The sequence below is a fragment of the Alkalihalobacillus sp. MEB130 genome, from assembly GCF_032335535.1.
Lineage (GTDB): Bacteria > Bacillota > Bacilli > Bacillales > Bacillaceae_D > Halalkalibacter.
Window position 1 is genome coordinate 125,938 of sequence record NZ_JAOANA010000003.1, and the last position, 24,280, is coordinate 150,217.

Annotated in this window: 25 protein-coding genes and 3 other annotated features; of the genes, 23 read left to right on the top strand and 2 right to left on the bottom strand. The window is 38.7% G+C overall.

From position 1 onward, the window contains the following. Nucleotides 1-80 precede the first annotated feature (80 nt). The 19 genes from hflK to N0O92_RS04290 all read left to right on the top strand — a co-directional run bounded on the left by hflK (nucleotide 81) and on the right by N0O92_RS04290 (nucleotide 19,438). Nucleotides 81-1,031: an FtsH protease activity modulator HflK gene (hflK, locus tag N0O92_RS04200; protein WP_315613399.1), complete on the top strand. Its 951-nt coding sequence runs from the start codon at nucleotides 81-83 to the stop codon at nucleotides 1,029-1,031. Further along, on the top strand, nucleotides 1,031-1,966 hold the full coding sequence (hflC, locus tag N0O92_RS04205) for a protease modulator HflC (protein WP_315613400.1): 936 nt from the start codon (nucleotides 1,031-1,033) through the stop codon (nucleotides 1,964-1,966). Before hflK ends, hflC begins: the two co-directional genes overlap by 1 nt. A 231-nt stretch (nucleotides 1,967-2,197) precedes the next feature. Then, nucleotides 2,198-4,822: a DNA polymerase I gene (polA, locus tag N0O92_RS04210; RefSeq protein WP_315613401.1), complete on the top strand. Its 2,625-nt coding sequence runs from the start codon at nucleotides 2,198-2,200 to the stop codon at nucleotides 4,820-4,822. 14 nt (nucleotides 4,823-4,836) lie between these two features. Continuing rightward, nucleotides 4,837-5,661 carry a DNA-formamidopyrimidine glycosylase gene (gene mutM / locus N0O92_RS04215; protein ID WP_315613402.1) on the top strand — a complete coding sequence of 275 codons (825 nt, stop codon included), beginning with the start codon at nucleotides 4,837-4,839 and terminating at the stop codon, nucleotides 5,659-5,661. A 64-nt stretch (nucleotides 5,662-5,725) separates the two neighbouring features. Further along, nucleotides 5,726-6,364, top strand: a complete 639-nt coding sequence (gene ytaF, locus N0O92_RS04220) for a sporulation membrane protein YtaF (protein ID WP_315613403.1) — start codon at nucleotides 5,726-5,728, stop codon at nucleotides 6,362-6,364. Nucleotides 6,365-6,377: 13 nt separating this feature from the next. Next, nucleotides 6,378-6,968, top strand: a complete 591-nt coding sequence (gene coaE, locus N0O92_RS04225) for a dephospho-CoA kinase (RefSeq protein WP_315613404.1) — start codon at nucleotides 6,378-6,380, stop codon at nucleotides 6,966-6,968. Between the two features lie 147 nt (nucleotides 6,969-7,115). After that, entirely contained in the window at nucleotides 7,116-8,150 is a 1,035-nt protein-coding gene (locus N0O92_RS04230; protein ID WP_315613405.1) for a glyceraldehyde-3-phosphate dehydrogenase, read from the top strand. 163 nt (nucleotides 8,151-8,313) lie between these two features. Continuing rightward, the gene (gene speD / locus N0O92_RS04235; protein ID WP_315613406.1) at nucleotides 8,314-8,685 is read left to right on the top strand and encodes an adenosylmethionine decarboxylase; all 372 of its coding nucleotides are present in this window, start codon (nucleotides 8,314-8,316) and stop codon (nucleotides 8,683-8,685) included. Nucleotides 8,686-8,932: 247 nt separating this feature from the next. Beyond that, nucleotides 8,933-9,394: a transcriptional regulator NrdR gene (nrdR, locus tag N0O92_RS04240; protein ID WP_315613407.1), complete on the top strand. Its 462-nt coding sequence runs from the start codon at nucleotides 8,933-8,935 to the stop codon at nucleotides 9,392-9,394. A gap of 71 nt (nucleotides 9,395-9,465) precedes the next feature. Next, nucleotides 9,466-10,905, top strand: a complete 1,440-nt coding sequence (locus N0O92_RS04245) for a replication initiation and membrane attachment family protein (protein ID WP_315613408.1) — start codon at nucleotides 9,466-9,468, stop codon at nucleotides 10,903-10,905. A gap of 3 nt (nucleotides 10,906-10,908) precedes the next feature. Beyond that, nucleotides 10,909-11,835 (top strand): primosomal protein DnaI, encoded by a 927-nt coding sequence (dnaI, locus tag N0O92_RS04250; protein WP_315613409.1) that lies wholly within the window; start codon nucleotides 10,909-10,911, stop codon nucleotides 11,833-11,835. Between the two features lie 98 nt (nucleotides 11,836-11,933). Beyond that, nucleotides 11,934-13,046 carry a cyclic dehypoxanthinyl futalosine synthase gene (mqnC, locus tag N0O92_RS04255; RefSeq protein WP_315613410.1) on the top strand — a complete coding sequence of 371 codons (1,113 nt, stop codon included), beginning with the start codon at nucleotides 11,934-11,936 and terminating at the stop codon, nucleotides 13,044-13,046. A 221-nt stretch (nucleotides 13,047-13,267) separates the two neighbouring features. Continuing rightward, entirely contained in the window at nucleotides 13,268-14,128 is an 861-nt protein-coding gene (gene ytxC / locus N0O92_RS04260) for a putative sporulation protein YtxC (RefSeq protein ID WP_315613411.1), read from the top strand. Between the two features lie 67 nt (nucleotides 14,129-14,195). Then, nucleotides 14,196-14,440 (top strand) — a binding site (T-box leader). Nucleotides 14,441-14,722: 282 nt separating this feature from the next. Continuing rightward, a complete protein-coding gene (gene thrS, locus N0O92_RS04265; protein ID WP_315613412.1) occupies nucleotides 14,723-16,654 on the top strand; it encodes a threonine--tRNA ligase in 1,932 nt (643 codons plus the stop codon). Between the two features lie 425 nt (nucleotides 16,655-17,079). Then, nucleotides 17,080-17,206: a sequence feature (ribosomal protein L20 leader region), on the top strand. Between the two features lie 101 nt (nucleotides 17,207-17,307). Continuing rightward, nucleotides 17,308-17,811 carry a translation initiation factor IF-3 gene (gene infC / locus N0O92_RS04270; protein WP_315613413.1) on the top strand — a complete coding sequence of 168 codons (504 nt, stop codon included), beginning with the start codon at nucleotides 17,308-17,310 and terminating at the stop codon, nucleotides 17,809-17,811. 37 nt (nucleotides 17,812-17,848) lie between these two features. Further along, on the top strand, nucleotides 17,849-18,049 hold the full coding sequence (rpmI, locus tag N0O92_RS04275) for a 50S ribosomal protein L35 (RefSeq protein WP_034750876.1): 201 nt from the start codon (nucleotides 17,849-17,851) through the stop codon (nucleotides 18,047-18,049). 35 nt (nucleotides 18,050-18,084) lie between these two features. After that, nucleotides 18,085-18,444 carry a 50S ribosomal protein L20 gene (rplT, locus tag N0O92_RS04280; protein WP_034627110.1) on the top strand — a complete coding sequence of 120 codons (360 nt, stop codon included), beginning with the start codon at nucleotides 18,085-18,087 and terminating at the stop codon, nucleotides 18,442-18,444. A 126-nt stretch (nucleotides 18,445-18,570) separates the two neighbouring features. Further along, nucleotides 18,571-18,840: a DUF1294 domain-containing protein gene (locus N0O92_RS04285; RefSeq protein ID WP_315613414.1), complete on the top strand. Its 270-nt coding sequence runs from the start codon at nucleotides 18,571-18,573 to the stop codon at nucleotides 18,838-18,840. Between the two features lie 22 nt (nucleotides 18,841-18,862). Continuing rightward, nucleotides 18,863-19,438 (top strand): TVP38/TMEM64 family protein, encoded by a 576-nt coding sequence (locus N0O92_RS04290; RefSeq protein WP_315613415.1) that lies wholly within the window; start codon nucleotides 18,863-18,865, stop codon nucleotides 19,436-19,438. A 54-nt stretch (nucleotides 19,439-19,492) separates the two neighbouring features. Here the strand turns inward: N0O92_RS04290 and N0O92_RS04295 are convergent, their stop codons facing one another. Continuing rightward, the gene (locus N0O92_RS04295) at nucleotides 19,493-19,873 is read right to left on the bottom strand and encodes a sigma-w pathway protein ysdB (RefSeq protein WP_315613416.1); all 381 of its coding nucleotides are present in this window, start codon (nucleotides 19,871-19,873) and stop codon (nucleotides 19,493-19,495) included. A 154-nt stretch (nucleotides 19,874-20,027) separates the two neighbouring features. Here N0O92_RS04295 and N0O92_RS04300 point away from each other — a divergent pair, with 154 nt between their 5' ends. Both N0O92_RS04300 and N0O92_RS04305 read left to right on the top strand, forming a co-directional pair. After that, nucleotides 20,028-20,519: a dUTP diphosphatase gene (locus tag N0O92_RS04300; protein ID WP_315613418.1), complete on the top strand. Its 492-nt coding sequence runs from the start codon at nucleotides 20,028-20,030 to the stop codon at nucleotides 20,517-20,519. Between the two features lie 70 nt (nucleotides 20,520-20,589). Continuing rightward, nucleotides 20,590-21,675 (top strand): M42 family metallopeptidase, encoded by a 1,086-nt coding sequence (locus N0O92_RS04305; RefSeq protein WP_315613419.1) that lies wholly within the window; start codon nucleotides 20,590-20,592, stop codon nucleotides 21,673-21,675. Nucleotides 21,676-21,785: 110 nt separating this feature from the next. On the opposite strand, the gene sspI is transcribed toward N0O92_RS04305, so the two are convergent. Next, complete coding sequence (sspI, locus tag N0O92_RS04310) at nucleotides 21,786-21,992, bottom strand: small acid-soluble spore protein SspI (RefSeq protein ID WP_315613420.1); 207 nt, start codon at nucleotides 21,990-21,992, stop codon at nucleotides 21,786-21,788. A 124-nt stretch (nucleotides 21,993-22,116) separates the two neighbouring features. On the opposite strand from sspI, the gene N0O92_RS04315 reads away from it, so the two are divergent. Both N0O92_RS04315 and pheS read left to right on the top strand, forming a co-directional pair. Continuing rightward, on the top strand, nucleotides 22,117-22,872 hold the full coding sequence (locus tag N0O92_RS04315; protein WP_315613421.1) for a TrmH family RNA methyltransferase: 756 nt from the start codon (nucleotides 22,117-22,119) through the stop codon (nucleotides 22,870-22,872). 60 nt (nucleotides 22,873-22,932) lie between these two features. After that, nucleotides 22,933-23,161 (top strand) — a binding site (T-box leader). Between the two features lie 78 nt (nucleotides 23,162-23,239). Next, nucleotides 23,240-24,274, top strand: coding sequence for a phenylalanine--tRNA ligase subunit alpha (gene pheS / locus N0O92_RS04320; RefSeq protein ID WP_315613422.1), 1,035 nt, complete (start codon nucleotides 23,240-23,242; stop codon nucleotides 24,272-24,274). Nucleotides 24,275-24,280 lie beyond the last annotated feature (6 nt).

Here is a 24,280-nt window from a genome sequence, read left to right on the forward strand (position 1 = left end):
GGGATTCTTTAAAAGTTTATGAAACCGATTCATTTAAAGAATCGTATAAAGTAGTAGAACATCAGGGAAGGGATGATACGATGACAGTTAAGCAATTATTGGTTGGGTTTGGCTCTTTAATAGGCGTTGCGATACTGGCCCTCTTTCTAGCAACTGGCTGGTACATAGTAGATGAGTCTGAACAAGCAGCACTTATCACATTTGGAAAGGTAGATGAAACAATTACAGAACCTGGTTTGAAATTTAAGCTGCCATGGCCGATTCAAAGAGTTGAAATTCTATCAAGGGGAACGTATAACCTTCAAGTTGGTTATAAAGAAGAAGATGGTGAAGTCGTTGAGTTTACTCGTGAAGCAAAGATGATTACTGGTGATGAAAACATCCTTTTTGCTGACTTAGCAGTCCAATGGAGAATTACTGACCCAGAACAATACCTATATAGCTCAGTTGATGCACGTGAGGTATTGTATAATGCAACCTCGTCTGCATTAAGAACGGTCATAGGTAGTACGACTATAGATGATGTCTTAACAGATCAAAGACCGGCAGTTGAGGCACAAGTATTTGAGAACTTAATTGAGTTACTTGAAATCTATCAAATAGGAATTAGTATACAAGATGTTAAGCTTCAAGATGTAGAGCTACCAACGGATGAAGTACGTCGTGCGTTTATTGAAGTAACAGATGCACGTGAGCAACGTTTAACAAAAATTAATGAAGCGACAAGATACCGCAACCAACAAATCAATGAAGTTGAAGGGGAAAAGGATGCCATCATGTCCCGTGCAGAAGGTACAAGAGCAGAGCGTATTGAACGAGCGCGTGGGGATGTAGCAAGGTTTGATGCACTTTATAATGAGTATCTAGTCAATCCTGAAGTAACGAGGCAGCGTCTTGTGCTTGAAACCCTTGAAAATGTGTTACCAAATACAGAGATTTATATAATGGATAGCAACAACGATACGGTAAGTTACTTACCAATCAGACCATTAGAACGTGGACAGAGTTCTGCTGAAGGAGGGAGTAACTAATGAGTGATGAGAACATTGTAGATCTAAATGAACGCCGTCCAAGCGATGAGTGGAGAAAGTACTCTAAGCTTGGAGCGATGGCCATTCTATTAATTGTGATCTTAGCTACGATCATTAGTAATCTTTTTATTGTAGAACAAGGGGAATTTAAAGTGGTTCGTCAATTTGGTGAAGTTGTTAGGATAGAAGCTGAACCTGGATTAAGTTATAAAATCCCATTTATTCAAAGCGTTTCTTCTCTACCAAAATATCAATTAATTTATGATATTCCACCAGCTGAAATTAATACGAGAGATCAGAAACGAGTGCTAGCGGACCATTACGCTGTATGGAGAATAGAAAATCCACAACTGATGATCTCCAATACAGTGACACAGGAACGTGCAGAAGCCATTATGGGTGAGTTGATCTTCTCTGCCATTCGTGCAGAGTTAGGACAATTAGAGTTTGATGAAATTATTAATGAAGATGAAACATCTTCACGTGGTAGTTTCAATGAATTAGTTCGTGACCGGGTAAATGAAGCATTAGATCGAAATCAATATGGAATTGTGTTAACTGATGTTCGAATGAAGCGTACCGATTTACCAGAGGAGAATGAAGAAGCGGTTTATAGTCGGATGATCTCTGAGCGTCATGCGACTGCTCAAGAATACTTGTCACAAGGGGATGCGGAAGCGAACCGAATCCAATCTAATACAGACCGCGAAGTAACGGAAATTCTTGCAACAGCCAATGCCGATGCTAATGAGATTGTCGGGGAAGGGGAAGCAGAAGCAGCCCGTATCTATAACGAATCATTCGGTCGTGACACTGAGTTTTATCAATTGTATCGTACGTTAGAATCGTATGAGACAACAATCGGTGAGGAAACGGTCATTGTTTTACCGTCTAACTCTCCGTATGCTCGAATTTTAATGGGCTATACAGACTAACACTTCAGGGAGTACCAAAAGTCAAACCCAGACTTTATCAGAGAAGAAGTAATGGCTCCGCGCGCTGTGCGCCTTCCTGAGAAAATCGCTCAGGAAGGCTTAAATAAAAACAGCGGCTATGCACATTACTTCAGGGAGTACCAAAAGTCAAACCCAGACTTTTGGTACTCCCTTTTTTCATATGCTACAATATACTGTAGAAAATATTGGTTCAAGAGAGGGGCCTTTTACTTGAAAAAGCTCGTATTAATAGATGGAAATAGTATTGCTTATCGTGCTTTTTTTGCACTCCCTTTGTTAAATAATGAAAAGGGTGTTTATACGAATGCTGTGTATGGTTTTACAACGATGTTATTGAAAATTATTGAGGAAGAAAATCCGACACATATGTTAGTAGCATTTGATGCGGGTAAGACGACATTTCGTCATAAAACGTTTGACGAATACAAAGGGGGACGTCAAAAAACTCCTCCTGAATTATCTGAACAATTTTCACTTGTTAGGGAGATGCTTGATGCATTTAATATTTCACGCTATGAAGCAGAAAATTACGAGGCAGATGATATTATTGGTACACTCGCTAAACATGCTTCAGGAGAAGGGTATGAAGTGAAAGTTTTTTCTGGGGACAAGGATTTGCTTCAGCTTGTTTCAGATAAGGTGACTGTTGTCTTAACGAAAAAAGGAATTACAAATGTAGAAGCTTATGATGAAGCATTAATTGATGAAAAATACGGAATTACTCCGAAACAAATTATCGATATGAAAGGTTTAATGGGAGATAGCTCGGATAATATCCCAGGTGTACCGGGAGTAGGGGAAAAAACAGCGCTAAAGCTTTTAAAGGAATTTGGCACAGTAGAAAATGTTCTTGATTCTATTGATCAAATCTCTGGAAAAAAGATGAAGGAAAAATTAGCAGAAAACCGTGATCAAGCATTAATGAGTAAAGAGCTTGCGACAATCTATTTAGAAGTTCCGTTTGAAACGAAGTTGGACGATTTAAATTTCGGTGAATATGATAAAAAGCATGTTACTAAATTAATGAAAGAACTAGAATTTACTTCACTGATATCAAAATTTGACTCTGAAGATGCGGTAGAAGAAGAATTAGAAGATATTACATATGAGGTTTTAGAGACTGTGACTGAAGAGCATTTGACACAAGAAGCATCTCTTATTGTTGAAGTGTTAAGTGAAAATTACCATCAAGCAAATATCGAAGGATTCGCTTTCGTCAACGAGAAAGGACGTTTTTTTATAGAGACGAAACAGGCATTGGATTCTTCCGCATTTGTGAATTGGTTGAAAGATGAATCAACTAAAATTACAGTGTTTGATGCAAAGCGTGCTGTTGTTGCCTTAGGCTGGCAAGGGGTTCTGTTAAATGGTGTAACATTTGATTTACAGATGGCGTCTTACTTGTTAGATCCTTCTTTATCTTCTCATGAAATTAGCGATGTAGCCAAACGAAAAGGGAAAGGACAAGTTCAAGAAGATGAAGTAGTTTATGGAAAAGGGGCTAAACAAAAAGTTCCTGAACAAGCAACGCTTGCCGAGCACCTTATTCGCAAAGCAGACGCTATGTATCAGCTACGTCCGATGCTTGAGGAAGAACTAAAGGGAAATGAACAGGAAGAGTTATTCAGAGAACTAGAAATGCCTCTAACGATCATTTTAGGGAGAATGGAAACAACGGGTGTGAAAGTAGATAAAGAGCAACTGGAACGTATGGGAGAAGACTTGCATGTACGTCTTCAGGACTTGGAGCAGAAAATTCATGAGCTTGCAGGGGGTTCTTTTAATATTAATTCACCTAAACAATTAGGAGAAGTATTGTTTGAAAAACTAGGGCTTCCTCCTATTAAGAAAACAAAAACCGGTTATTCTACTTCTGCAGATGTGTTAGAAAAGTTGGCGGAAGACCATGAAATTGTTGAGCATATTTTGCATTACAGACAATTAGGCAAATTAAATTCAACCTATATTGAAGGCTTATTAAAAGTAACAAAAGCAAACACGAATAAAATCCATACGAGATATAATCAAGCATTAACACAAACAGGAAGGTTAAGTTCTACAGATCCTAATTTGCAAAATATTCCTATTCGTTTAGAAGAAGGACGGAAAATACGAAAGGCATTTATCCCATCAGAGTCAGGGTGGAAAATTGTAGCTGCCGATTATTCGCAAATTGAACTACGTGTGTTAGCTCACATTGCTGGTGATGAAAAGTTAATTGAAGCTTTTCGTTCTGACATGGATATTCATACAAAAACGGCGATGGATGTTTTTCATGTGAGTGAAGAGGAAGTAACGGCCAATATGCGTCGAAGTGCCAAGGCGGTCAACTTTGGGATTGTATACGGGATTAGTGATTTTGGTTTATCGCAAAGTCTTGGTATTACAAGAAAAGAAGCTGGTCAATTCATCGATCGTTATTTAGCGAGCTATCCAAAAGTAAAAGAGTATATGGATAACACGATTGAAGAAGCAAGGGAGAAAGGCTATGTTTCTACGTTGTTGCAACGTAGGCGTTATTTAGCGGATATTACAAGTCGCAATTTTAATAAGCGTAGTTTTGCAGAACGAACGGCGATGAATACCCCAATTCAAGGAACGGCAGCGGACATTATCAAGAAAGCGATGGTTGATATGGCTGAGAAACTTGAACAAGAAAATTTACAAAGCCGTATGCTTTTACAAGTTCATGATGAACTTATATTTGAAGTACCTGAAAATGAAATGGACATCATGATGAAGCTTGTACCAGAAGTAATGGAACAAACCGTTACTCTCGATGTTCCTCTAAAAGCAGACGTCTCTTACGGGGAAACGTGGTATGATGCGAAATAAGGAGAGAACGGACAATGCCTGAATTGCCAGAAGTAGAAACAGTAAGCCGGACGTTGCGTGAATTAGTCGTAGGGAAAACCATTGTTGCCGTTGATGTAAAGTGGGCTAATATTATTAAGAAACCCGATGATGTTGAACAGTTTAAGCTTCACCTAATCGGACAAACGATTCATGAAGTAAACCGGCGTGGAAAGTTTTTGCTATTTGTTTTAGATGATATAACGATGGTGTCTCATTTACGTATGGAAGGGCGTTACGGTCTTTTTCATAAAGGTGAAGATCTAACACCACATACTCATGTTATTTTCTCTTTTTCAGATGAGACACAATTGCGCTATCAGGATGTTCGTAAATTTGGGACGATGCATATTTTTAAAAAAGGTACAGAAGAAGAAACGATGCCGTTATCGCAGTTAGGCGTCGAGCCATTTTCTAGTGAATTTACCGTAGAATTAATGAAAGAAGCTTTTCAAAACACAACAAGGACTATTAAAGTGGTGTTATTAGATCAAAAAACGGTCGTGGGCCTTGGAAATATTTATGTGGATGAAGCTCTATTTAAGTCTGGTATTCACCCTGAACGAGCGGCTTCTTCCCTTTCAGAAGAGGAATTAGTACGGTTGCATAAAGCGATTGTTACGACGCTGCAAGAAGCTGTTGATTTAGGTGGAAGTTCGGTTAAATCATATGTGAATGGCCAAGGTGAAATGGGGATGTTTCAGCAGCAGTTAACGGTTTATGGACGTAAAGGAGAACCTTGTGTAAAGTGTGGGGCTGAACTTGCTAAAAAAGTTGTGGGTGGTAGAGGCACACACTTCTGCATAAACTGTCAAAAATAAAGTACCATTGGATAGGCTTCTGCCATATACTATCGTATGTTTGAAATGGAAGGAGCTTATCAAGATGGTTGAGATTCTCTCCTTATTAGCTATTGCTTTAGCTGTCAGCTTAGACAGCTTTGGTGTTGGCTTAACATATGGATTGCGGAAAATGAAATTGCCTTGGAAGTCACTGCTCTTTATTGCCGGTTGTTCTGCTACATCTATTTTGATCGCCATGTTTTTTGGGAACGTTATTCAAACTTACTTATCTCCACGTGTAGCAGAATCGATCGGTGGGGCTATTCTTATTTTGATTGGGGCTTGGGCATTATACCAAGTGTATCGACCAGCTACGAATACTGTGAAGACCAAAGGTGATGAGGTCATCCTCAATTTTGAAATTAAAGTATTAGGTGTCGTTATTCGAATTTTGCGAAAGCCAATGGTAGCAGACTTTGATGATTCAGGTACGATTACTGGGAGAGAGGCATTATTGCTCGGGATCGCTCTTTCCTTAGATGCCTTCGGTGCAGGGGTTGGAGCTGCGTTAGTTGGGTTTTCACCGGTATGGATGGCCATTGCTGTTGCAACGATGAGTGCGTTATTTGTGACGCTAGGGATGAAAAGTGGAAATCGGTTTGCTGATTCCTCCTGGATGAAGAAATTTTCGTTTATTCCTGGTCTTCTACTTATTTTAATTGGGGTATTTAGTCTCGTGTAAGGAGAGTTATGGAATGTTAATAGGGTTAACAGGTGGTATTGCTAGTGGGAAGTCTACTGTAAGTAAAATGATACAAGCAAAAGGGATCCCCATTATTGATGCTGATCAAATTGCACGAGAAGTTGTAGAGCCTGGTACGAAGGCTCTACAACTAATTAGCGAGCACTTTGGACAGGGTGTCTTAAATGAGGATGGAACGTTAGCAAGAAAAAAATTAGGTGCGATTATTTTCGAACAGCCAAAAGAACGCGACATTCTTAACCAAATCGTGCATCCTGCTGTTCGAAATCGTATGAATGAATTAAAAGATCAATACATTCATGAAGGACATCAAACGATTGTTTTTGATATACCACTCTTATATGAGAGTGATTTATTTTCTCTAGTTGATAAAGTTCTTCTTGTATTTGTGGATGAAGCAACTCAATTACTGAGGCTTGTGGCGAGAGATCAAGCTGGTGAAAGTGATGCTAGAAGAAGAATTTCCTCGCAAATCCCTCTGAAACAAAAGCGAAAAAGAGCAGATGCCATTATAGATAATTCGGGTACGATAGAAGAGACCAAAAACCAATTGGAAACGATCTTTAGACAATGGAACATATAGTGTAGTCAGTGCCACAAGAGCGAAATCTTGTGGCACTTTTTTCTTTTTTTGCGAATTATTTAATGTCCTAAAACGGTTAATGTGTTATACTATTTGTAAAATAACATAGCATTAAGTATAGCTTTATCATGAGGAGGAGTTATTCTAATGAAATCAAAAGTAGCGATAAACGGATTTGGACGAATTGGGAGAATGGTGTTTAGAAGAGCGATGCAAGAGAAAAAGGTGGATATTGTTGCGATTAATGCTAGCTATCCGGCTGAAACATTGGCTCATTTAATAAAATATGACAGTATTCATGGAAAATATGATTTAACAGTTGAAGCAAAAGAAAATGCGTTACTTGTAGATGGAAAAGAAATTATGTTGTTGCAATCTCGAGATCCAAGGGAACTTCCGTGGGCAGGGCTCGGAATTGACATCGTAATAGAAGCAACAGGAAAATTTAAAACACAAGAAACAGCTGGTTATCATTTGGAAGCAGGAGCAAAAAAAGTACTAATTACGGCTCCTGGAAAAGATGAAGATATCACAATCGTAGTCGGAGTAAATGAACGCGATTACATGAATGAAGAACATCATATTATTTCTAATGCTTCATGTACAACTAATTGTCTAGCTCCTGTTGCCAAAGTTCTTGATGAGGAATTTGGCATTGAAAGTGGGTTAATGACAACGGTTCATGCTTACACAAATGATCAGAAGAATATTGATAATCCACATAAAGATTTGAGAAGGGCTAGAGCTTGTGGGCAGTCTATTATCCCTACTTCCACAGGTGCAGCCAAGGCAATCGCCAAAGTCCTTCCTCAACTAGAAGGTAAGTTAAATGGGATGGCACTTCGGGTTCCCACTCCAAATGTGTCCCTCGTTGACTTAGTCGTTAATGTAAAAAAAGATGTAACGGCTGAAGAAGTAAATCAAGCGTTACTATCAGCTTCTCAAGGTAAACTAAAAGGAATTTTAGGGTTTACAAATGACCCACTTGTGTCGGTTGATTTTAATGGGGATGATCAATCATCGATTATTGATGGACTTTCTACAATGGTGATGAATGAAAGACAAATAAAAGTATTGGCTTGGTATGACAATGAGTGGGGGTATTCATGTAGAGTGGTTGATCTTATGAACCTTGTTGCAACAAAATTATATGAAACAAACCAAGTACATTCAGCTTCATAATCATAAAGAGATGACTTAGAGGACAGGATCCTTCAAGTCATCTCTTTTGTTTACGTATGTACAAAGGACAGAATAGTGTATTTCATAATGTGACACGATAACAGTAGTTTGTTTAAGTAATCACGTTCTTTATACATTATCTTTAATAAAGGGGATTTTACATATGGACACAATGGGTCGTCACGTTATTGCAGAATTATGGGGGTGTGACGTGGAGAAATTAAATGATATGAGTTTCATTGAACAATTATTTGTGGATGCTGCTTTAAAATCAGGAGCTCAAGTGCGCGAGGTAGCATTTCATAAATTTGCCCCAAGAGGAGTTAGTGGGGTAGTCATTATTTCAGAATCCCATTTAACGATTCATAGTTTTCCTGAACATGGATATGCAAGTATCGATGTGTATACATGTGGAAATCTTGACCCCAATGTGGCTGCTTCTTACATCGCAGAGTCATTGCGTGCAACAGCAAGTGAAGTAGTGGAAGTACCAAGAGGTATGGGACCAATAAAAGTGGGGAAATCACAACGATAAAGTATAAACAAGGTTAACCTTGTTTTATTTTTTACCGATACGTTTTTTTGTAAAGCTAACAGGTTCAAAAGGACACGACAATTCAGCCTCTTTTTTGTCATTTCACTTTCTTTTGCATCTTTATGTTATGATAGTTCTATTGTAAACAGTAAGAGTATCTTGTCAGACCTCTACTTTTTCTATATCATAAAATATAGATACTTTACTTGAACGATTTATGTACGATACGGAAAGTGGAGATGATCAAATGCTATGTCCTGCTTGTCATCACAATGGAACTCGAGTACTTGATTCTAGGCCAAGTCATGAAGGACGTTCTATTCGCCGGAGAAGAGAATGTGAAAAATGCAGTCATCGTTTTACGACGTTTGAAATGGTGGAAGAAATTCCTTTAATTGTTGTAAAGAAAGATGGGACGCGTCAAGAATTCTCACATGAGAAAATTTTACGCGGATTAATTCGTGCTTGTGAGAAGAGACCTGTTTCTTTAGATACACTTGAGATGATCGTGAATGGTGTGGAACGTGAATTAAGAGGCTTTGGTAAAAATGAAGTCCAAAGTCAAGACGTTGGCGAACTTGTTATGGAAAGGTTAGCTGATATTGACGATGTTGCTTATGTTCGGTTTGCTTCTGTTTACCGACAATTTAAGGACATCAATGTCTTTATTAAAGAATTGACAGACTTAATGAATAAGAATGAAGAATAGAGCTTAAGCGTAACTCGCTACAAGCTCTTTTTACGTGAGATAGCCAATTGGGCGATTTTGGGGGTGAAAGGATGAGTTGGCATTGGAAGGAACTACTACCAGTTGATCGATTTTCAGTTCGGACAAGTAACTATATAACAGAGGTGGACAGATTAACGTTAACCTTGTTGTATCAACCACTTACTGGTGCAATAGCTCATAGTTTGTATTTGACACTCCTTTCCCAATTAGAGAAAGATGAGTATTGGAGTAGTGAATGGACTCACCGGCAACTAATGCTTTTGTTAGGTGTTTCCCTTGAAGTCATATATGAAGAAAGAAAGAAGTTAGAAGGAATAGGTTTATTAAAAACGTTTAAGCATAAAGATGAATCCGGCAATGCGACCTATCTGTATGAGTTGCAGCCTCCGATGACACCGAAACAATTTTTTGAGAATGATGTGTTAAGTGTGTATTTATTTAATCGTCTTGGTAAGTCTCATTACCGGCAACTTCGTGATCGCTTTACTCTTAATCAGATTAATCGAGATGACTATATGGAAATGACGCATGCCTTTGATGAAGTATATGTTTCTTTGCACCACTCAGAAATGGTTTCCAATCTAACTTCAGAAACAGGTAACGCTTTACAAGTCGATAAAGACAAACAATTGCTCTCATCTAATGAGCAAAGTGAATTGGTATTTCAAGCGTTTGATTTTGAATTGCTTGAAAAAAGCTTATCTTCCTTTATCGTACCAGATGAAGCTTTAACAGAAGAAGTTAGAAAAACAATTAGTAGACTTGCTTTTGTCTATAAAATAGAACCTTTAGAAATGAGTAGCATTGTTCAACAAGCTCTTCTTCATGATGAAAAGGTAGATTTGCAGCAGTTGAGAAAGAAAGCGCAGGAATGGTATAAGGTGGAACATGGAAATGAACCACCTGGATTAGCGATGCAAAAACAGCCGATAATAAACCAGACAATGGCTGGGGTTGAGCCAAAAACAGAGGAAGAACGAGCTATTAAGTTTTATGAGACGACTGCACCTTTGGAATTGCTTGAGATTCGTTCGGACGGAGCGAAAGTGGCAACAGCAGATGTCAAGATTATTGAATCACTAATACTAGATCATCAATTATTGCCAGGAGTAGCCAATGTACTTTTAGACTTTATGTTGTATAGTCAAGATATGAAGTTGTCCAAAGCACTCGTTGATAAAGTAGCTGGACATTGGTCTAGGAAAAAAGTTAAAACGGTCAAAGAGGCTATGCAACTTGCCTTAGTAGAAAGACGTAAAGCTAATGAAGTAGCAAACAAAATGAATCAACCTCCAGTTCAAAAACGTACGAATCAGAAGAAACAAAATGCGAAGCGAGATAAACTACCTAAATGGATGATGGAAGAAAAAGAGAACAAACAAAAGAACCAGAAAGTAGAAGAGGATACACAGCAAGAGTCAAAAGCGGATGATCAGAGTTTTGCACAAATGCTTGAACAATTAAGAAAAAGCAAGGAAGGAGGAAGATAGAAAATGGAATCTATTCAATCAGCATTAAAACAATGGTCAAAGGACAAAAATATCGAACAACGATTAGAAGCAGCCAAAAGAGAGTTACTAAATGATCCTCTTGTGAAAGAGGCACTTCAACGTGTTTCTCCATCGGATGATATTTTAGATCAAGGATTAATTAAGTTATACGAATTTCAAAAAGAACGTCGCAATTGTGAGAATTGCCCTGGATTAGCACAGTGTCCAAACATGATGCAAGGATATCAACCAGAGATTATTCTTTCTCGGAAAGTTATTGACTTGGAATATCATTCTTGTTCGTTAAAGAAAAAAGAAGAAAGTGCTAAAAAACAACGTCAATTAATTCGTTCCCTCTATGTTCCTAAGGATATATTGGATGCTACTTTTGAACAGTTAGATCTTGATCGAGATCGCGAAGAAGCGAGCCGAAAAGCGTTGGCCTTTGCTGTTAATGCGATGCCTGGTGAAGATGGTCAAGGGTTATATTTTTACGGCCGATTTGGTGTTGGGAAAACGCATCTTATGGGTGCGATAGCGAATGAATTACGTGAAAGAGAGATCGATTCTTTTATCGTTTATACACCTGACTTTTTCCGAGAGATGAAGCAATCAATAGGGGATGGAACATTCCAGGAGAAACTTGATATGGTTAAACGTGCGCAAGTGTTGATTCTAGATGATATTGGTGCGGAGACGATTTCAGGTTGGATTCGAGATGATGTGTTAGGAGCGATCTTGCAGCATCGAATGCTAGAGAAATTGCCAACATTGTTTACTTCCAATTATGATTACGAGGAATTAGAGGAGCACTTAGCTTATTCGGAACGTGGAGGCATTGAGGAATTAAAGGCCAAACGAATCATGGAACGGATTAAGCATTTTACGTCATTTGTAAGAGTTGAGGGACAAAATCGCAGAGCGAGATAAATTTGAAATTTCTCCCAAACGCAGGTTCATTACTTTGCGCATCCTAATAACTATGATAGGATAACAGTATCCTATATTGAGAGATTCGGGGGTACAACATGAGCATTGATGCTATATTAGAACGTGCCGTGAATGGTGAAAGATTGTCAATGGATGACGTCGTCGCTCTTTATGAGAGTGATGAAGTCGAAAAAATGGGCGAAGCTGCCAATAAAATTATGTTAAAGTGGCACCCAGAGCCGATTACTACTTTTGTCATTGGACGAAATGTAAATTATACAAATTTCTGTGATACGTATTGTCGTTTTTGCGCGTTTTATCGCGCACCGGGGCACAAAGAAGGGTATGTTCTTAAGGATGAGGAAATCTTTAAAAAGATTGAAGAGACGTTAGAAGTAGATGGTACAGAAATTTTGATGCAAGGTGGGACAAACCCAGATTTGCCACTAAGCTATTATACGAATCTACTACGAGAAATTAAACGCCGTTATCCAACGATTTGGATGCATTCATTCTCTCCCGCAGAGATTTGGAAAATTGCTGAAGTATCGGACCTTTCTGTTGAAGACGTATTGCGAGAGTTACATGAAGCTGGTCTTGATAGCATGCCAGGTGGGGGAGCTGAAATCTTAACAGAAGAAACGCGCCTTCGTGTGAGTCGATTAAAAATCACATGGGAGCAATGGATTGAGGCGATGAAGGCTTCCAAGCGTGTTGGTATGCATGGTTCTGCAACGATGGTTATTGGCTTTGGGGAATCATTTGAAGAACGAGCTCTTCATTTGCAACGTATTCGTGATGCACAAGACGAGACAGAGTGTTTTACTGCCTTTATTTCATGGTTATTTCAACCAGAAAACACAGGGATGTATAAAACAAAAAAGCTTACGTCTCGTGATTACTTGAAAAATGTTGCTATCTCAAGACTTTTCCTTGATAACATTCCAAACTTCCAATCTTCTTGGGTTACAATGGGTCCAGAAGTAGGAAAGCTTTCGTTACAATACGGGTGCAATGACTTTGGAAGTACCATGATGGAGGAAAATGTTGTTTCTGCTGCTGGGACTACTCACAAAGTGAATACAAATGAAATTTTACGTTTAATACGTGAAGCTGGGAAAATACCTGCACAGCGTGATACGAAGTACAATACGTTACGCGTTTTTAATGATGAAGAAACCGCGGCAAAAGATTTTATTATGCAAAACTAAGATGGATGTAAGAGTCTGACAAAGATGTCAGGCTCTTTTCTTTTTGTATGGACAAAAACCTCCCTTTTTTCTCTGCAGTCTCTTGTCACACTCTTTCAAGGAAAATTCATTTTCTAATCATGTTTTTGAAATCGTAACATAGGATGAAAGTAGAGCCTGTCTGAAATGAAAAGAATGATGTTCACATAGAGGTGTTCGTTAAATGTAAGGGGGAGTAAGCGTTGATAGCAATCCATTTTGAAGAAATCCACGATTGCAAGCAGCTATTTCATCAGCTGACAGCGTATATCCAGAAGTACGCTGAGTACGGTTTAGGTGGAGCTGTGAGAGCAGAAGGTGATGATACAATTATTCTCAACTATGAACACAAACATATTAATTTTTATGATTCGTTTCATCCATTGCTAGCTTCTGTGTTAACCGATTATGTTATTAGTACAAAAGAAGATGAATGGTTACTCGATATTATCGAAACTATGTTTTATTTTCATGATGAGGAAGAACAAGAACAGATTTTAACGATTGCACGTTCTATCTTAGAAGGAGATCGAAATGATTTGCCTCAAATGAAATCATTTTTTAATCGCAGAGAATTTATTTATCAAGCATTCTCAAATCATTTGGAGGAGGATACGACTTTTTATTATGAACCGTTCCTGACATTCCGTTTGCGTGATTATGGGGAGATTTTAATTGATTGTGTAGAGATGGCAATTGATGAGTATATGTTAGAACAGGAATACCAAAATATGATTGAGGACTTTCGTCAATTCGTTCAATTCAAACGGTCGAAAATCGAGATGATTTACATTGTACATGATGGGACATTTACGTTTTACGATGAACATTTCAGAAGAATGACAAGAGAGGAATTGTTGTTCCATCTTCAGGACGACCTTGTTTTTGAACAAGAGGTAGATATTGATGATATGGTCATAAGTCCATTAGTAAGTATGGTACCGCGACAAGTCCACGTTTTCTCAGATGATCCAGACCATGGAGTGATTTTATCCATTCAAGCAATCTTTCAAGAGCGCATGAAACTATATCCGTTGAAAGCTTATGATAAAGAATGGAGCTAACTTTTTTGTTTGCCTCTTGATTTTCTAATCAAGGCTCCCTATAATACTACATAACACAGTCAAACAAGAAAGAGTCTTGATGAGGACATGAGTCGTTGTATCGGTTTTCAGAGAGGGAAGCATTTGCTGAGAGCTTCCTAACTAGAATAACGTTCTTACCACCTCTGAACTGCGGCAGGGAAACACATAAGTGGACTATCTGACGCCGGTAGCAACCGTTATATTGTATCTTGAGGAGAATGATTTATTTTTCATTGTAAAATGTGTCTTTCTCGAACAAGGGTGGAACCACGAACTACACTCGTCCCTTCTATTATGGAGGGATGGGTGTTTTTTATTGGCTGTTTTTACGTGAAGATTGTTACAGTAACGATATGTCTCTTAGTGAAATGGAGCGGAAGTCACTCGACCGGGATGAAGAGGTAGGGTCGAGACCCCACAGGCGAAGCCGAGGAGGCTCGACACCTCCCCGCGGAAAGCGAGTGGCTGGAGCGCAATGGAACGAACATGTGGAGACCCGTTTTTCGGAAAAACAACAAAGTATGCGAAAACAGTCTTTTTATTTCAGAAAAAAAGAAGAAGGAGTGAACAGGCATGGCTGAAGTGAAAATTACGTTTCCAGATGGTGCTGTAAAGGAGTTTCCAAGTGGAACGACGACAGAAGATATTGCTGCATCCATTAGTCCAGGTCTAAAAAAGAAAGCACTGGCAGGAAAACTAAACAATACATTGGTTGATTTACGTACGCCTATTACAGAAGATGGAGAAATTGCAATTGTGACACCTGATTCCGATGAGGCGTTAGAAATTGTTCGCCATAGTACAGCTCACGTGATGGCTCAAGCAATTAAACGCTTGTATAAAGATGTGAAGCTTGGGGTAGGACCAGTTATTGAAGGTGGGTTCTACTATGATATTGATTCAGAAGAGTCATTAACTCCAGAAGATCTTCCAAAGATTGAAAAAGAAATGAAACGAATTATTTCTGAAAACCTTGAAGTGAAGCGGATTGAAGTTTCACGAGAAGAAGCTGTTCAAAAATACAAAGAAATCGGCGATGAGTACAAGCTAGAACTGATTGAAGCGATTCCTGAAGGGGAAATGCTAACGATTTATGAGCAAGGGGAGTTCTTTGATCTTTGTCGTGGGATACACATTCCATCTACAAATAAAATTAAAGAGTTTAAATTGTTGAGCTTAGCAGGTGCTTATTGGCGTGGAGATAGCAAGAATAAAATGCTTCAACGTATTTACGGTACAGCGTTCTTTAACAAAGAAGATTTAAAAGAGCATCTTCGTTTGTTAGAAGAAGCAAAAGAGCGTGATCATCGTAAATTAGGTAAAGAGCTTGGCATTTTCGCATTATCACAAAAAGTAGGACAAGGCTTGCCACTATGGTTACCAAAAGGTGCGACTGTACGACGCATTATTGAACGCTACATTGTTGATAAAGAGGAAAGACTCGGCTATCAGCACGTTTATACACCAATTTTAGGTAGCTCTGAGCTTTATAAAACGTCTGGACATTGGGATCATTATAAAGATGATATGTTCCCTGTTATGGAACGTGATAATGAAGAGTTTGTGTTACGTCCAATGAACTGCCCTCATCATATGATGGTTTATAAACAAGAGATGAGAAGTTATCGCCAGCTTCCACTTCGTATCGCTGAACTTGGGATGATGCATCGTTATGAAATGTCTGGTGCAGTTTCAGGTCTTCAACGTGTTCGGGGTATGACATTAAATGATGCACACATTTTCTGTCGTCCTGATCAAATCAAAGATGAATTTATTCGAGTGGTTCGTCTCATTCAAGAAGTATACAATGACTTTGGAATTGATAAGTACAAATTCCGTCTTTCCTATCGTGATCCTGAAGATACAGAAAAGTATTTTAATGATGATGAGATGTGGAATAAGGCACAAAGCATGTTAAAAGATGCGATGAATGAGCTTGAAGGTATTGAATATTATGAAGCAGAAGGAGAAGCTGCTTTCTACGGTCCGAAACTTGATGTTCAAGTGAAAACGGCTCTTGGAAAAGAAGAGACTTTATCGACTGTTCAGTTAGACTTTTTATTACCTGAGCGTTTTGACTTAACTTATGTTGGAGAAGATGGCCAGCAGCACCGTCCAGTCGTTGTCCACCGCGGGGTTGTTTCAACAATGGAACGTTTTGTTGCGTTCTTACTTGAAGAGTACAAAGGTGCTTTTCCTACTTGGTTAGCTCCGATCCAAACGCAAATCATTCCTGTCTCTAATGATGTTCATCTTGAGTACGCAAAGAAAGTACAAGAAGAGCTTCAAGCTGTTGGAGTGCGTGTTGAAATCGATGAGCGCGATGAGAAATTAGGATACAAAATTAGGGAAGCGCAAATGCAGAAGATTCCTTATATGCTCGTTCTTGGTGATAAGGAAATGGATGCAAATGCGGTCAATATTCGCAAATATGGAGAGCAAGATTCAACGTCTGTTTCTTTAACTGATTTTGTAGCACAGATGAAGGAAGAAGCTAGGAAATAATAGATAAAAGGGAAAAACGTCCTTTTTGACATAGACTCTTTTCATAGAGAATGTTGCAAAATGAATATCGTTTTTCCCCGCGGAAAGCGAGTGGCTGGAGCGCAATGGAACGAACAAGTTTCTTTCACTAACCCATAATAATAACAAAGTATGCCAATACAGCCTAAAATAAATAAGAGTGCGAACAAGTTTGCGATGGCTCCGCGCGCCGTGCGCCTTTTGAGAAGTGCGCTCAAAAGGCTTAAAAGACTACGGCGGCTCCGCTCATCGCTTCGAGAATATTAAAAAAGGGAAAATCGCCCTTTTTTAATATTCTCTTGCATTCTAAAAGATTAGCAGGTAGAATAATTAAGTCAGCCACCAAAGAGTTGACGTCATTCATTGATTATGGTATAGTCATTGAGTAAACAATTTAACATTGGAAACAAAGCAAGCAGAAGCGCCCGCTTCTCACCTGATAGACGCGTTAGCAGTTTACAGGTATGAACAGTTTCATTTTTAGTCGAATGGACGAAGTGTGGGCGTATTGTGCGCCTACACTTTTTTTGTACTTGAATGAAGGTGCATTGAATTATCTTAACTCAAGAGATTCTATGCGAACCTTGCTTTGATTCGTTAAAATCCTTTGGAGGTGGCTCATTATTAGTAAAGATATGTTGGTCAATGAAGGGATTCGTGCACGTGAAGTACGTCTTATTGGAGCAAACGGCGATCAAGTTGGTGTGAAGTCAAAACAAGAAGCACTTGAAATGGCGCAAAATGTCAATCTTGACTTAGTTTGTGTAGCTCCAACTGCGAAACCACCTGTATGTCGCATCATGGACTACGGAAAATTCCGTTATGAGCAACAAAAGAAAGACAAAGAAGCTCGTAAGAAACAAAAGATTATCAACGTTAAAGAGGTTCGTTTGAGCCCGACGATTGAAGATAATGATTTTAATACGAAGCTTCGTAATGCTCGAAAGTTCCTTGAAAAAGGAGATAAAGTAAAAGCTGCGATCCGTTTCCGTGGACGTGCTATTACTCACTCTCAAATTGGACGGAAAGTTTTAGAGCGTCTTGCAAAAGAATGTGAAGATATTGCAACAGTTGAATCGATGCCTAAGATGGAAGGACGTAGTATGTTCCTAATTATGGCTCCTAAAGCTGAAAAGTAATTCTTTGCTGAACAAGATTAAAGGGAGGACCTGAGTTATGCCAAAAATGAAAACTCACCGTGGAGCAGCTAAGCGTTTCAAGAAGACTGGATCTGGGAAGCTTAAGCGTTCACACGCATTCACTAGTCACTTATTCGGTAACAAGTCACAAAAGCAAAAGCGTAAGCTACGCAAAGCTGGAATGGTTCATTCTGGTGACTTCAAACGTATTCGTCAAATGTTAACGTACAAAAAATAATTGATTTCGTTTTTTAGAAAAAGGAGGGAACTTCGATGCCAAGAGTAAAAGGCGGTTATGTCGCTCGTCGTCGTCGTAAGAAGGTATTAAAGTTAGCTAAAGGATATTACGGTTCTAAACATACATTATTTAAATCAGCGCAAGGACAGGTAATGAAGTCTTTACTATACGCTTACCGCGACCGTCGCAACAAGAAACGTGACTTCCGTAAGCTATGGATTACTCGTATCAATGCAGCTGCTCGTATGAATGGTCTTTCTTACAGCCGTTTCATGCACGGATTAAAGCTTGCTGATATTAATGTAAATCGTAAAATGCTTGCTGAATTAGCTGTAACTGACGAAAAGTCATTTGCACAACTTGCTGAAAAAGCAAAAGCAAGCCTTAATGCATAAGAATAGTGAAAAGCGCGGCTAGTAGTCGCGTTTTTTTTCTTTGTCCAAAAAACGTGCTGTGAAAGAGAAAAGAAGGAGGAGTACTTTCTCTATTTCCAACGCTAAGTGAAACGAGGTTCTGGATTCATGGTGATTCTCAGCTATTTTATTGTCGTTAACTTCCTAGCTTTTGTTATAATGGGGTTGGACAAATCAAAAGCGAAAAAACGCGAAAGAAGAGTACCCGAAAAAACACTATGGTCGATTGCTCTCCTTGGAGGAAGTGTCGGGACCTATATTGGGATGAAACAATTCCGACATAAAACGAAACACAAGACGTTTATGATTGGAATTCCACTCATCATTTTTAGCCAAATCATAGTACTTGTCTTCATCTTACTTCAAGTGTCGGCATAGACTGGAGAGAGGGGGACTGAAAATGGAGGAGTTGTTAGAACGTTCATTTCAATTTATCGAACAAAGTGGTTGGTTTGCTCCGCTATTCTTTGTCTTACTCCATGTTTTTAGGCAAGTGTTTTTTATTCCAGTTCTACTTATTTGTCTAATTGGTGGTTATTTATTTGGAACCTTTTATGGTTCGATTTATTCAATTGTTGGACTAACAGCAGTGAGCGTTGTCTTCTATGGTCTTGTTCATATTTTTCCTAGTTTGCGAACAAAGCTAACAACTTTAAAAAAACAGTTTTTAAAAGATCGGCACCAGTTAACAGTTGCGCAAATGATGATTATGAGACTTATGCCATTTATTCACTTTCATTTAATATCTTTGTATTTGATTGAATCTACGAAGAATGTAAAAGAGTATACGAAATACTCGCTACTTGTCAGTATCCCGCCAGCTATTGTGTATACGGCGTTTGGCGATATGATTCATGAGTTACCATTAGCGGGTACGATCATTTTTGCGGTGTTTCTAGCTATCTTGTTTTTATTTTTTCGTAAAAAACGGACGAATATTAAATGGAATGAGTTTTTTCAAACATCTAAACAATAATAAGAAAAAGGTGAAGAGCACATACTCTTCACCTTTTTCTTATGAATTATTTTTTTAATTACGTAACAATTCCTTAATTGGACTTTTCCATTCTATTTTGGCATCAGGGTAACGTAACTTAATATCATCTTCAATAAATTGGAAATCCTCTTTACTTAAACCAGTTAATTGATCCGTTTGTTTTGCCCAAACATAGATTGAGACAATTTCAAATGATTGTTCTGTCGTACCTAGATATTTTTCGCCTTCGAACATGACTCCTTTGTATGTGATCAGAAAGTTTTTCCGAACGTCTTTGTCATCATCATAGAAGAAAAATTGCTTGCGATCATGTGCTTGTTCTAACTTTCGACGAGGGTGGAATAAGTATTTAAAAGCGGAATAAGCAAGTACGACAAGTGCTACTAGTAACAGCAGACGAAATAAAATGACCATAAAGTTTCCTCCTTAATGAGGTACGTATCTGTAAGTTGATTTTGACACATCTAATGAAAAAAAGTAAAGCTCTACTTGTAATACGAACGAAACGATGATTGGTTACGTGTTTTTTAAAAAAATTGTTATAATTATATAGGAGGGAGGAATGGTTATGGATATTCAAGTGTTATTTGCGATACAGAAAGACCTTAATGATCGGATTGTGGACGAACATCAACTTGCTGAAAGAGACTTATTTCAAGAACAACTGCTCGCTTTAATTGTTGAGGTGAGTGAGTTAGCTAATGAAACAAAATCCTTTAAATATTGGAGTCGGAAACCTGCTTCAAAGCGTTCCATTATTTTAGAAGAATATGTAGATGGGCTGCACTTTGTTTTAACGTTAGGGCTAACGTTATGTATGACCTCAATTGAGATCAAGAAAGAAATGAACGTCTCTACTGAGAAAACAACAAGTCTTTTTCTAACACTCATACAGCGTGCTTATCAAGTAGAGGAAAGTCGAACAAAGGAATCGTATCAAGAACTAGTAGATGCCTTTTTCTTATTAGGGCACCATCTTGGTTTTTCTCATGAAGAAATTGAGCAAGCATACTTAGATAAAAATAAGGTGAATCACGAAAGGCAAGACTCTGGATACTAATGATTTATTTGAGTAGCGAATTTGAATTCGGTATACTGAAAAAGGAAGAATACAAAGGAGGCAATACATAATGGCAAATCTCGATGAGCGTTTACAAATGTTAAAAGATTTAACCGATGCAAATGGGGTGCCTGGAAACGAGCGAGAAGCACGTGAGGTTATGACGAAATACATCACTCCTTTTGCAGATGAAGTAACAACCGATAAATTAGGGAGTCTAGTGGCTAAAAAGACTGGAAAAGCAGACGGACCTAAAATTATGGTTGCCGGTCACTTAGATGAGATTGGCTTTATGGTGACAAGCATTGATGATAAAGGGTTTTTGCGTTTTCAAACAGTAGGTGGCTGGTGGGAGCAAGTCATGCTTGCTCAGCGCGTAACCGTTATGACAAGAAAAGGCAATGTACCTGGAGTAATTGGATCAAAGCCGCCTCATATTTTGGCTCCGGAAGCAAGAAAGAAACCAGTAGATAAGAAAGACATGTTTATTGATATTGGTGCAACAAGTAAAGAGGAAGCGATGGAATTTGGAATTCGTCCAGGAGATTCTGTTGTTCCCGTTTGTGAGTTTACGGTTATGAAAAATGAGAAGCTGTTAATGGCAAAAGCATGGGATAACCGTATTGGGTGTGCGATCGCGATTGATGTTTTACGTGGATTACAAGGAGTCGATCATCCGAATACAGTATATGGTGTCGGAACGGTTCAAGAAGAAGTGGGGCTCCGCGGTGCACGTACGTCAGCTCATTTAATCCAACCTGATATTGGTTTTGGTGTTGATGTTGGTATTGCTGGTGATACTCCAGGAGTGACGGAAAAAGAAGCATTAGCAAAAATGGGAGAAGGCCCACAAATTGTATTATATGATGCATCGATGATTTCTCATAAAGGATTGCGTGATTTTGTTACAGATACGGCCGATGAACATAACATCCCTTATCAATTTGATGCTATGGCTGGAGGAGGAACAGATTCTGGTGCGATTCATTTAACGGCCAATGGAGTACCGGCTTTATCCATTACAGTAGCGACCCGTTATATTCATACACATGCGGCTATGTTGCACCGTGATGATTATGAAAATGCTGTGAAGCTTATTGTTGAGGTTATCAAAAAGCTGGATAAAGAAACAGTCGAGAAAATTACGTTCTCATAGAAAAAAAAAGGGGGGGTTCTCCCTTTTTTATTTTTTAAACAAACGTTTGATTAAATAGAAAAAGGGTGCCTCAAGCTAGACTTGAGGCACCCTTTTTTCTGATCAAGTACTTATTGTAAGCCTTGACTAATTTGTTGGCAAACTTCATTTTTTTGTTGCTCATTTGCATTGTTCCAAAACACTTCCATCATGACACCAAGACCTGGAAGCATCTTTTCTTCCCCACGTTGAACAGCATCAACAATGGTAGCTTGAACTTCTTCTTCAGAATTTCCTTTAATGTTTGCCATGATTGCACCACGTAAGTTAAAGCTCATCGTATAGCACTCCTTTTAAGGTGAAATAAATTCTATTTATAGTATGTATCAGCATGGACTGGATTATGACGAAAAAAATGGGTAAAATGGATGAAATGAGATACAAGCGTTAAAGGAGTAGAGAATGAAACGAATTGATTCAGTTAAAAATGAGCACGTCAAGCGTTGGAAGAAGCTTCATACGAAAAAAGGTAGAGATACATCTGGTCGATTCCTCGTGGAAGGGTTTCACCTTGTAGAGGAAGCGATTAAAGCAGAAATGACAGTAGAGTACATTTTGATGATAGAAGACATAATCTTGCCTTCTTCTTTATCCATGAAAGACCAAGATGTGATTGTCGTAAGTGAACAAGTGATGAAAGAATTATCTGAAACCCAAACACCTCAAGGAATTGCTGCTATTTGTATTATTCCGACAGAACCTACTGTCGACAAACTTACAGGGCAATATCTTCTCTTAGACCGCATCCAAGATCCGGGCAACTTAGGAACGATGATTCGCACGGCTGATGCTGCAGGGCTAACAGGAATTATCCTTGGAGAGGGAAGTGTAGATGTTTTTAATAGCAAAGTAATTCGAGCAACACAGGGGTCTATTTTTCATTTGCCCGTCATTAAAGGAGACTTAGAGACGTGGATTGATCGTTTACTCGATTCATCCATTCCTGTGTTTGGAACGGCACTTAAAGAGGCAAGTTCATACACAGCGATTGAGCCTCAATCTCAATTTGCTCTTATTATGGGGAATGAAGGTGAAGGAGTATCAGAGTCTTTGCTACAAAAAACCAATCACAATATTTACATTCCTATTTATGGACAAGCAGAATCTCTAAATGTTTCGGTAGCAGCGGGAATTTTGCTTTACTATTTAAAAGGGTAATTGTAACAGAAGCTTGCATCAACCATTTTTATTCACTATAATATATTAATCAATAATATTTTAAATGCTACGAAAGAGAGTAGTACGCTTTTACCCACCATTCAGGGAGAGAATGCCTTAGACTGCAAGCATTTTTATGGAAGGAGAAGCCGAATTCACTCTGGAGCAGGCACTGGAGCACAAGTAATCTTGTGAAGGTGATCCCGGTTTCGACCGTTACAGCAATGAAGATAATGAAGGGGATAACTCTTCATTAATAAGGGTGGTACCACGAGTCTTCGTCCCTTTTTGCGGGAGCGAAGGCTTTTTATTTTGCAATTTTATTGAAAAAGTGAGGTAGTTACTACCTAATAAAGGAGGAAATATGATGCGTGAACGTTTAGAAGCTTTACGTGATGAAGCATTGGAGAAAGTAGCTTCAGCTGAAGATGTGAAAGCATTGCAAGAAGTAAGAGTTGCTTATTTAGGGAAGAAGGGACCCATTACAGAAGTTTTACGCGGAATGGGAAAGCTCACAGCGGAAGAGCGTCCTGTTATTGGACAAATGGCAAACGACGTACGAGACGCAATCAAGGAGCAAGTAGAGCTTAAAGAAGAAAAGTTAGAAAAAGCGGCAATTGAAAAGCAATTAGCTAGTGAAAGCATTGATGTGACATTACCGGGACGATCAGTCAAATCTGGTTCAACTCATCCATTAACACAAGTAGTGGAAGAAGTAGAAGAAGCCTTCTTAGGACTTGGATTTTCGGTTGCAGAAGGACCTGAGGTGGAAGTAGACTATTATAATTTTGAAGCGTTAAACCTTCCGAAAGACCACCCAGCTCGGGATATGCAAGATTCTTTTTATTTCACAGAAGAATTACTGCTTCGTACACATACTTCGCCTGTTCAAGCTAGAACAATGGAATTACATAAAGGAAAAGGTCCAGTCAAAGTTATCTGTCCAGGAAAGGTGTTCCGTCGCGATGATGACGATGCGACACATTCACACCAATTTATGCAAATTGAAGGATTATTTGTTGACGAGAACGTACGGATGAGTGATTTGAAAGGTGTTCTTGAGCAATTTGCTAAATCATTTTTCGGAGAAGATCGCAACATTCGTTTGCGTCCGAGTTTCTTCCCATTTACAGAGCCATCTGTTGAAGTGGATGTATCTTGTGGAATGTGTGGAGGCAAAGGGTGCCGCGTTTGTAAGCAATCTGGTTGGATTGAAGTACTTGGTGCAGGAATGGTTCATCCGCGAGTACTAGAAATGAGTGGATTTGATTCAACAAAATATAGTGGCTTTGCATTCGGAATGGGTGTAGAACGCTTAGCGATGCTAAAATATGATATTGATGATATTCGTCATTTTTATACAAATGATGTACGTTTTCTAGCGCAATTCAAACGGGTGTAAGGAGGA

Coding starts and splice junctions, on each gene's coding strand:
- rpmI (WP_034750876.1), top strand. CDS start 17,849: ATGCCAAAAATGAAAACTCACCGTGGAGCAGCTAAGCGTTTCAAGAAG.
- mutM (WP_315613402.1), top strand. CDS start 4,837: ATGCCTGAATTGCCAGAAGTAGAAACAGTAAGCCGGACGTTGCGTGAA.
- ytaF (WP_315613403.1), top strand. CDS start 5,726: ATGGTTGAGATTCTCTCCTTATTAGCTATTGCTTTAGCTGTCAGCTTA.
- N0O92_RS04290 (WP_315613415.1), top strand. CDS start 18,863: ATGGAGGAGTTGTTAGAACGTTCATTTCAATTTATCGAACAAAGTGGT.
- hflK (WP_315613399.1), top strand. CDS start 81: ATGACAGTTAAGCAATTATTGGTTGGGTTTGGCTCTTTAATAGGCGTT.
- coaE (WP_315613404.1), top strand. CDS start 6,378: ATGTTAATAGGGTTAACAGGTGGTATTGCTAGTGGGAAGTCTACTGTA.
- dnaI (WP_315613409.1), top strand. CDS start 10,909: ATGGAATCTATTCAATCAGCATTAAAACAATGGTCAAAGGACAAAAAT.
- sspI (WP_315613420.1), bottom strand. CDS start 21,992: ATGAGCTTTAACTTACGTGGTGCAATCATGGCAAACATTAAAGGAAAT.
- thrS (WP_315613412.1), top strand. CDS start 14,723: ATGGCTGAAGTGAAAATTACGTTTCCAGATGGTGCTGTAAAGGAGTTT.
- infC (WP_315613413.1), top strand. CDS start 17,308: ATGTTGGTCAATGAAGGGATTCGTGCACGTGAAGTACGTCTTATTGGA.
- N0O92_RS04285 (WP_315613414.1), top strand. CDS start 18,571: ATGGTGATTCTCAGCTATTTTATTGTCGTTAACTTCCTAGCTTTTGTT.
- rplT (WP_034627110.1), top strand. CDS start 18,085: ATGCCAAGAGTAAAAGGCGGTTATGTCGCTCGTCGTCGTCGTAAGAAG.
- N0O92_RS04230 (WP_315613405.1), top strand. CDS start 7,116: ATGAAATCAAAAGTAGCGATAAACGGATTTGGACGAATTGGGAGAATG.
- N0O92_RS04315 (WP_315613421.1), top strand. CDS start 22,117: ATGAAACGAATTGATTCAGTTAAAAATGAGCACGTCAAGCGTTGGAAG.
- N0O92_RS04295 (WP_315613416.1), bottom strand. CDS start 19,873: ATGGTCATTTTATTTCGTCTGCTGTTACTAGTAGCACTTGTCGTACTT.
- N0O92_RS04300 (WP_315613418.1), top strand. CDS start 20,028: ATGGATATTCAAGTGTTATTTGCGATACAGAAAGACCTTAATGATCGG.
- nrdR (WP_315613407.1), top strand. CDS start 8,933: ATGCTATGTCCTGCTTGTCATCACAATGGAACTCGAGTACTTGATTCT.
- speD (WP_315613406.1), top strand. CDS start 8,314: ATGGACACAATGGGTCGTCACGTTATTGCAGAATTATGGGGGTGTGAC.
- mqnC (WP_315613410.1), top strand. CDS start 11,934: ATGAGCATTGATGCTATATTAGAACGTGCCGTGAATGGTGAAAGATTG.
- hflC (WP_315613400.1), top strand. CDS start 1,031: ATGAGTGATGAGAACATTGTAGATCTAAATGAACGCCGTCCAAGCGAT.
- pheS (WP_315613422.1), top strand. CDS start 23,240: ATGCGTGAACGTTTAGAAGCTTTACGTGATGAAGCATTGGAGAAAGTA.
- N0O92_RS04305 (WP_315613419.1), top strand. CDS start 20,590: ATGGCAAATCTCGATGAGCGTTTACAAATGTTAAAAGATTTAACCGAT.
- N0O92_RS04245 (WP_315613408.1), top strand. CDS start 9,466: ATGAGTTGGCATTGGAAGGAACTACTACCAGTTGATCGATTTTCAGTT.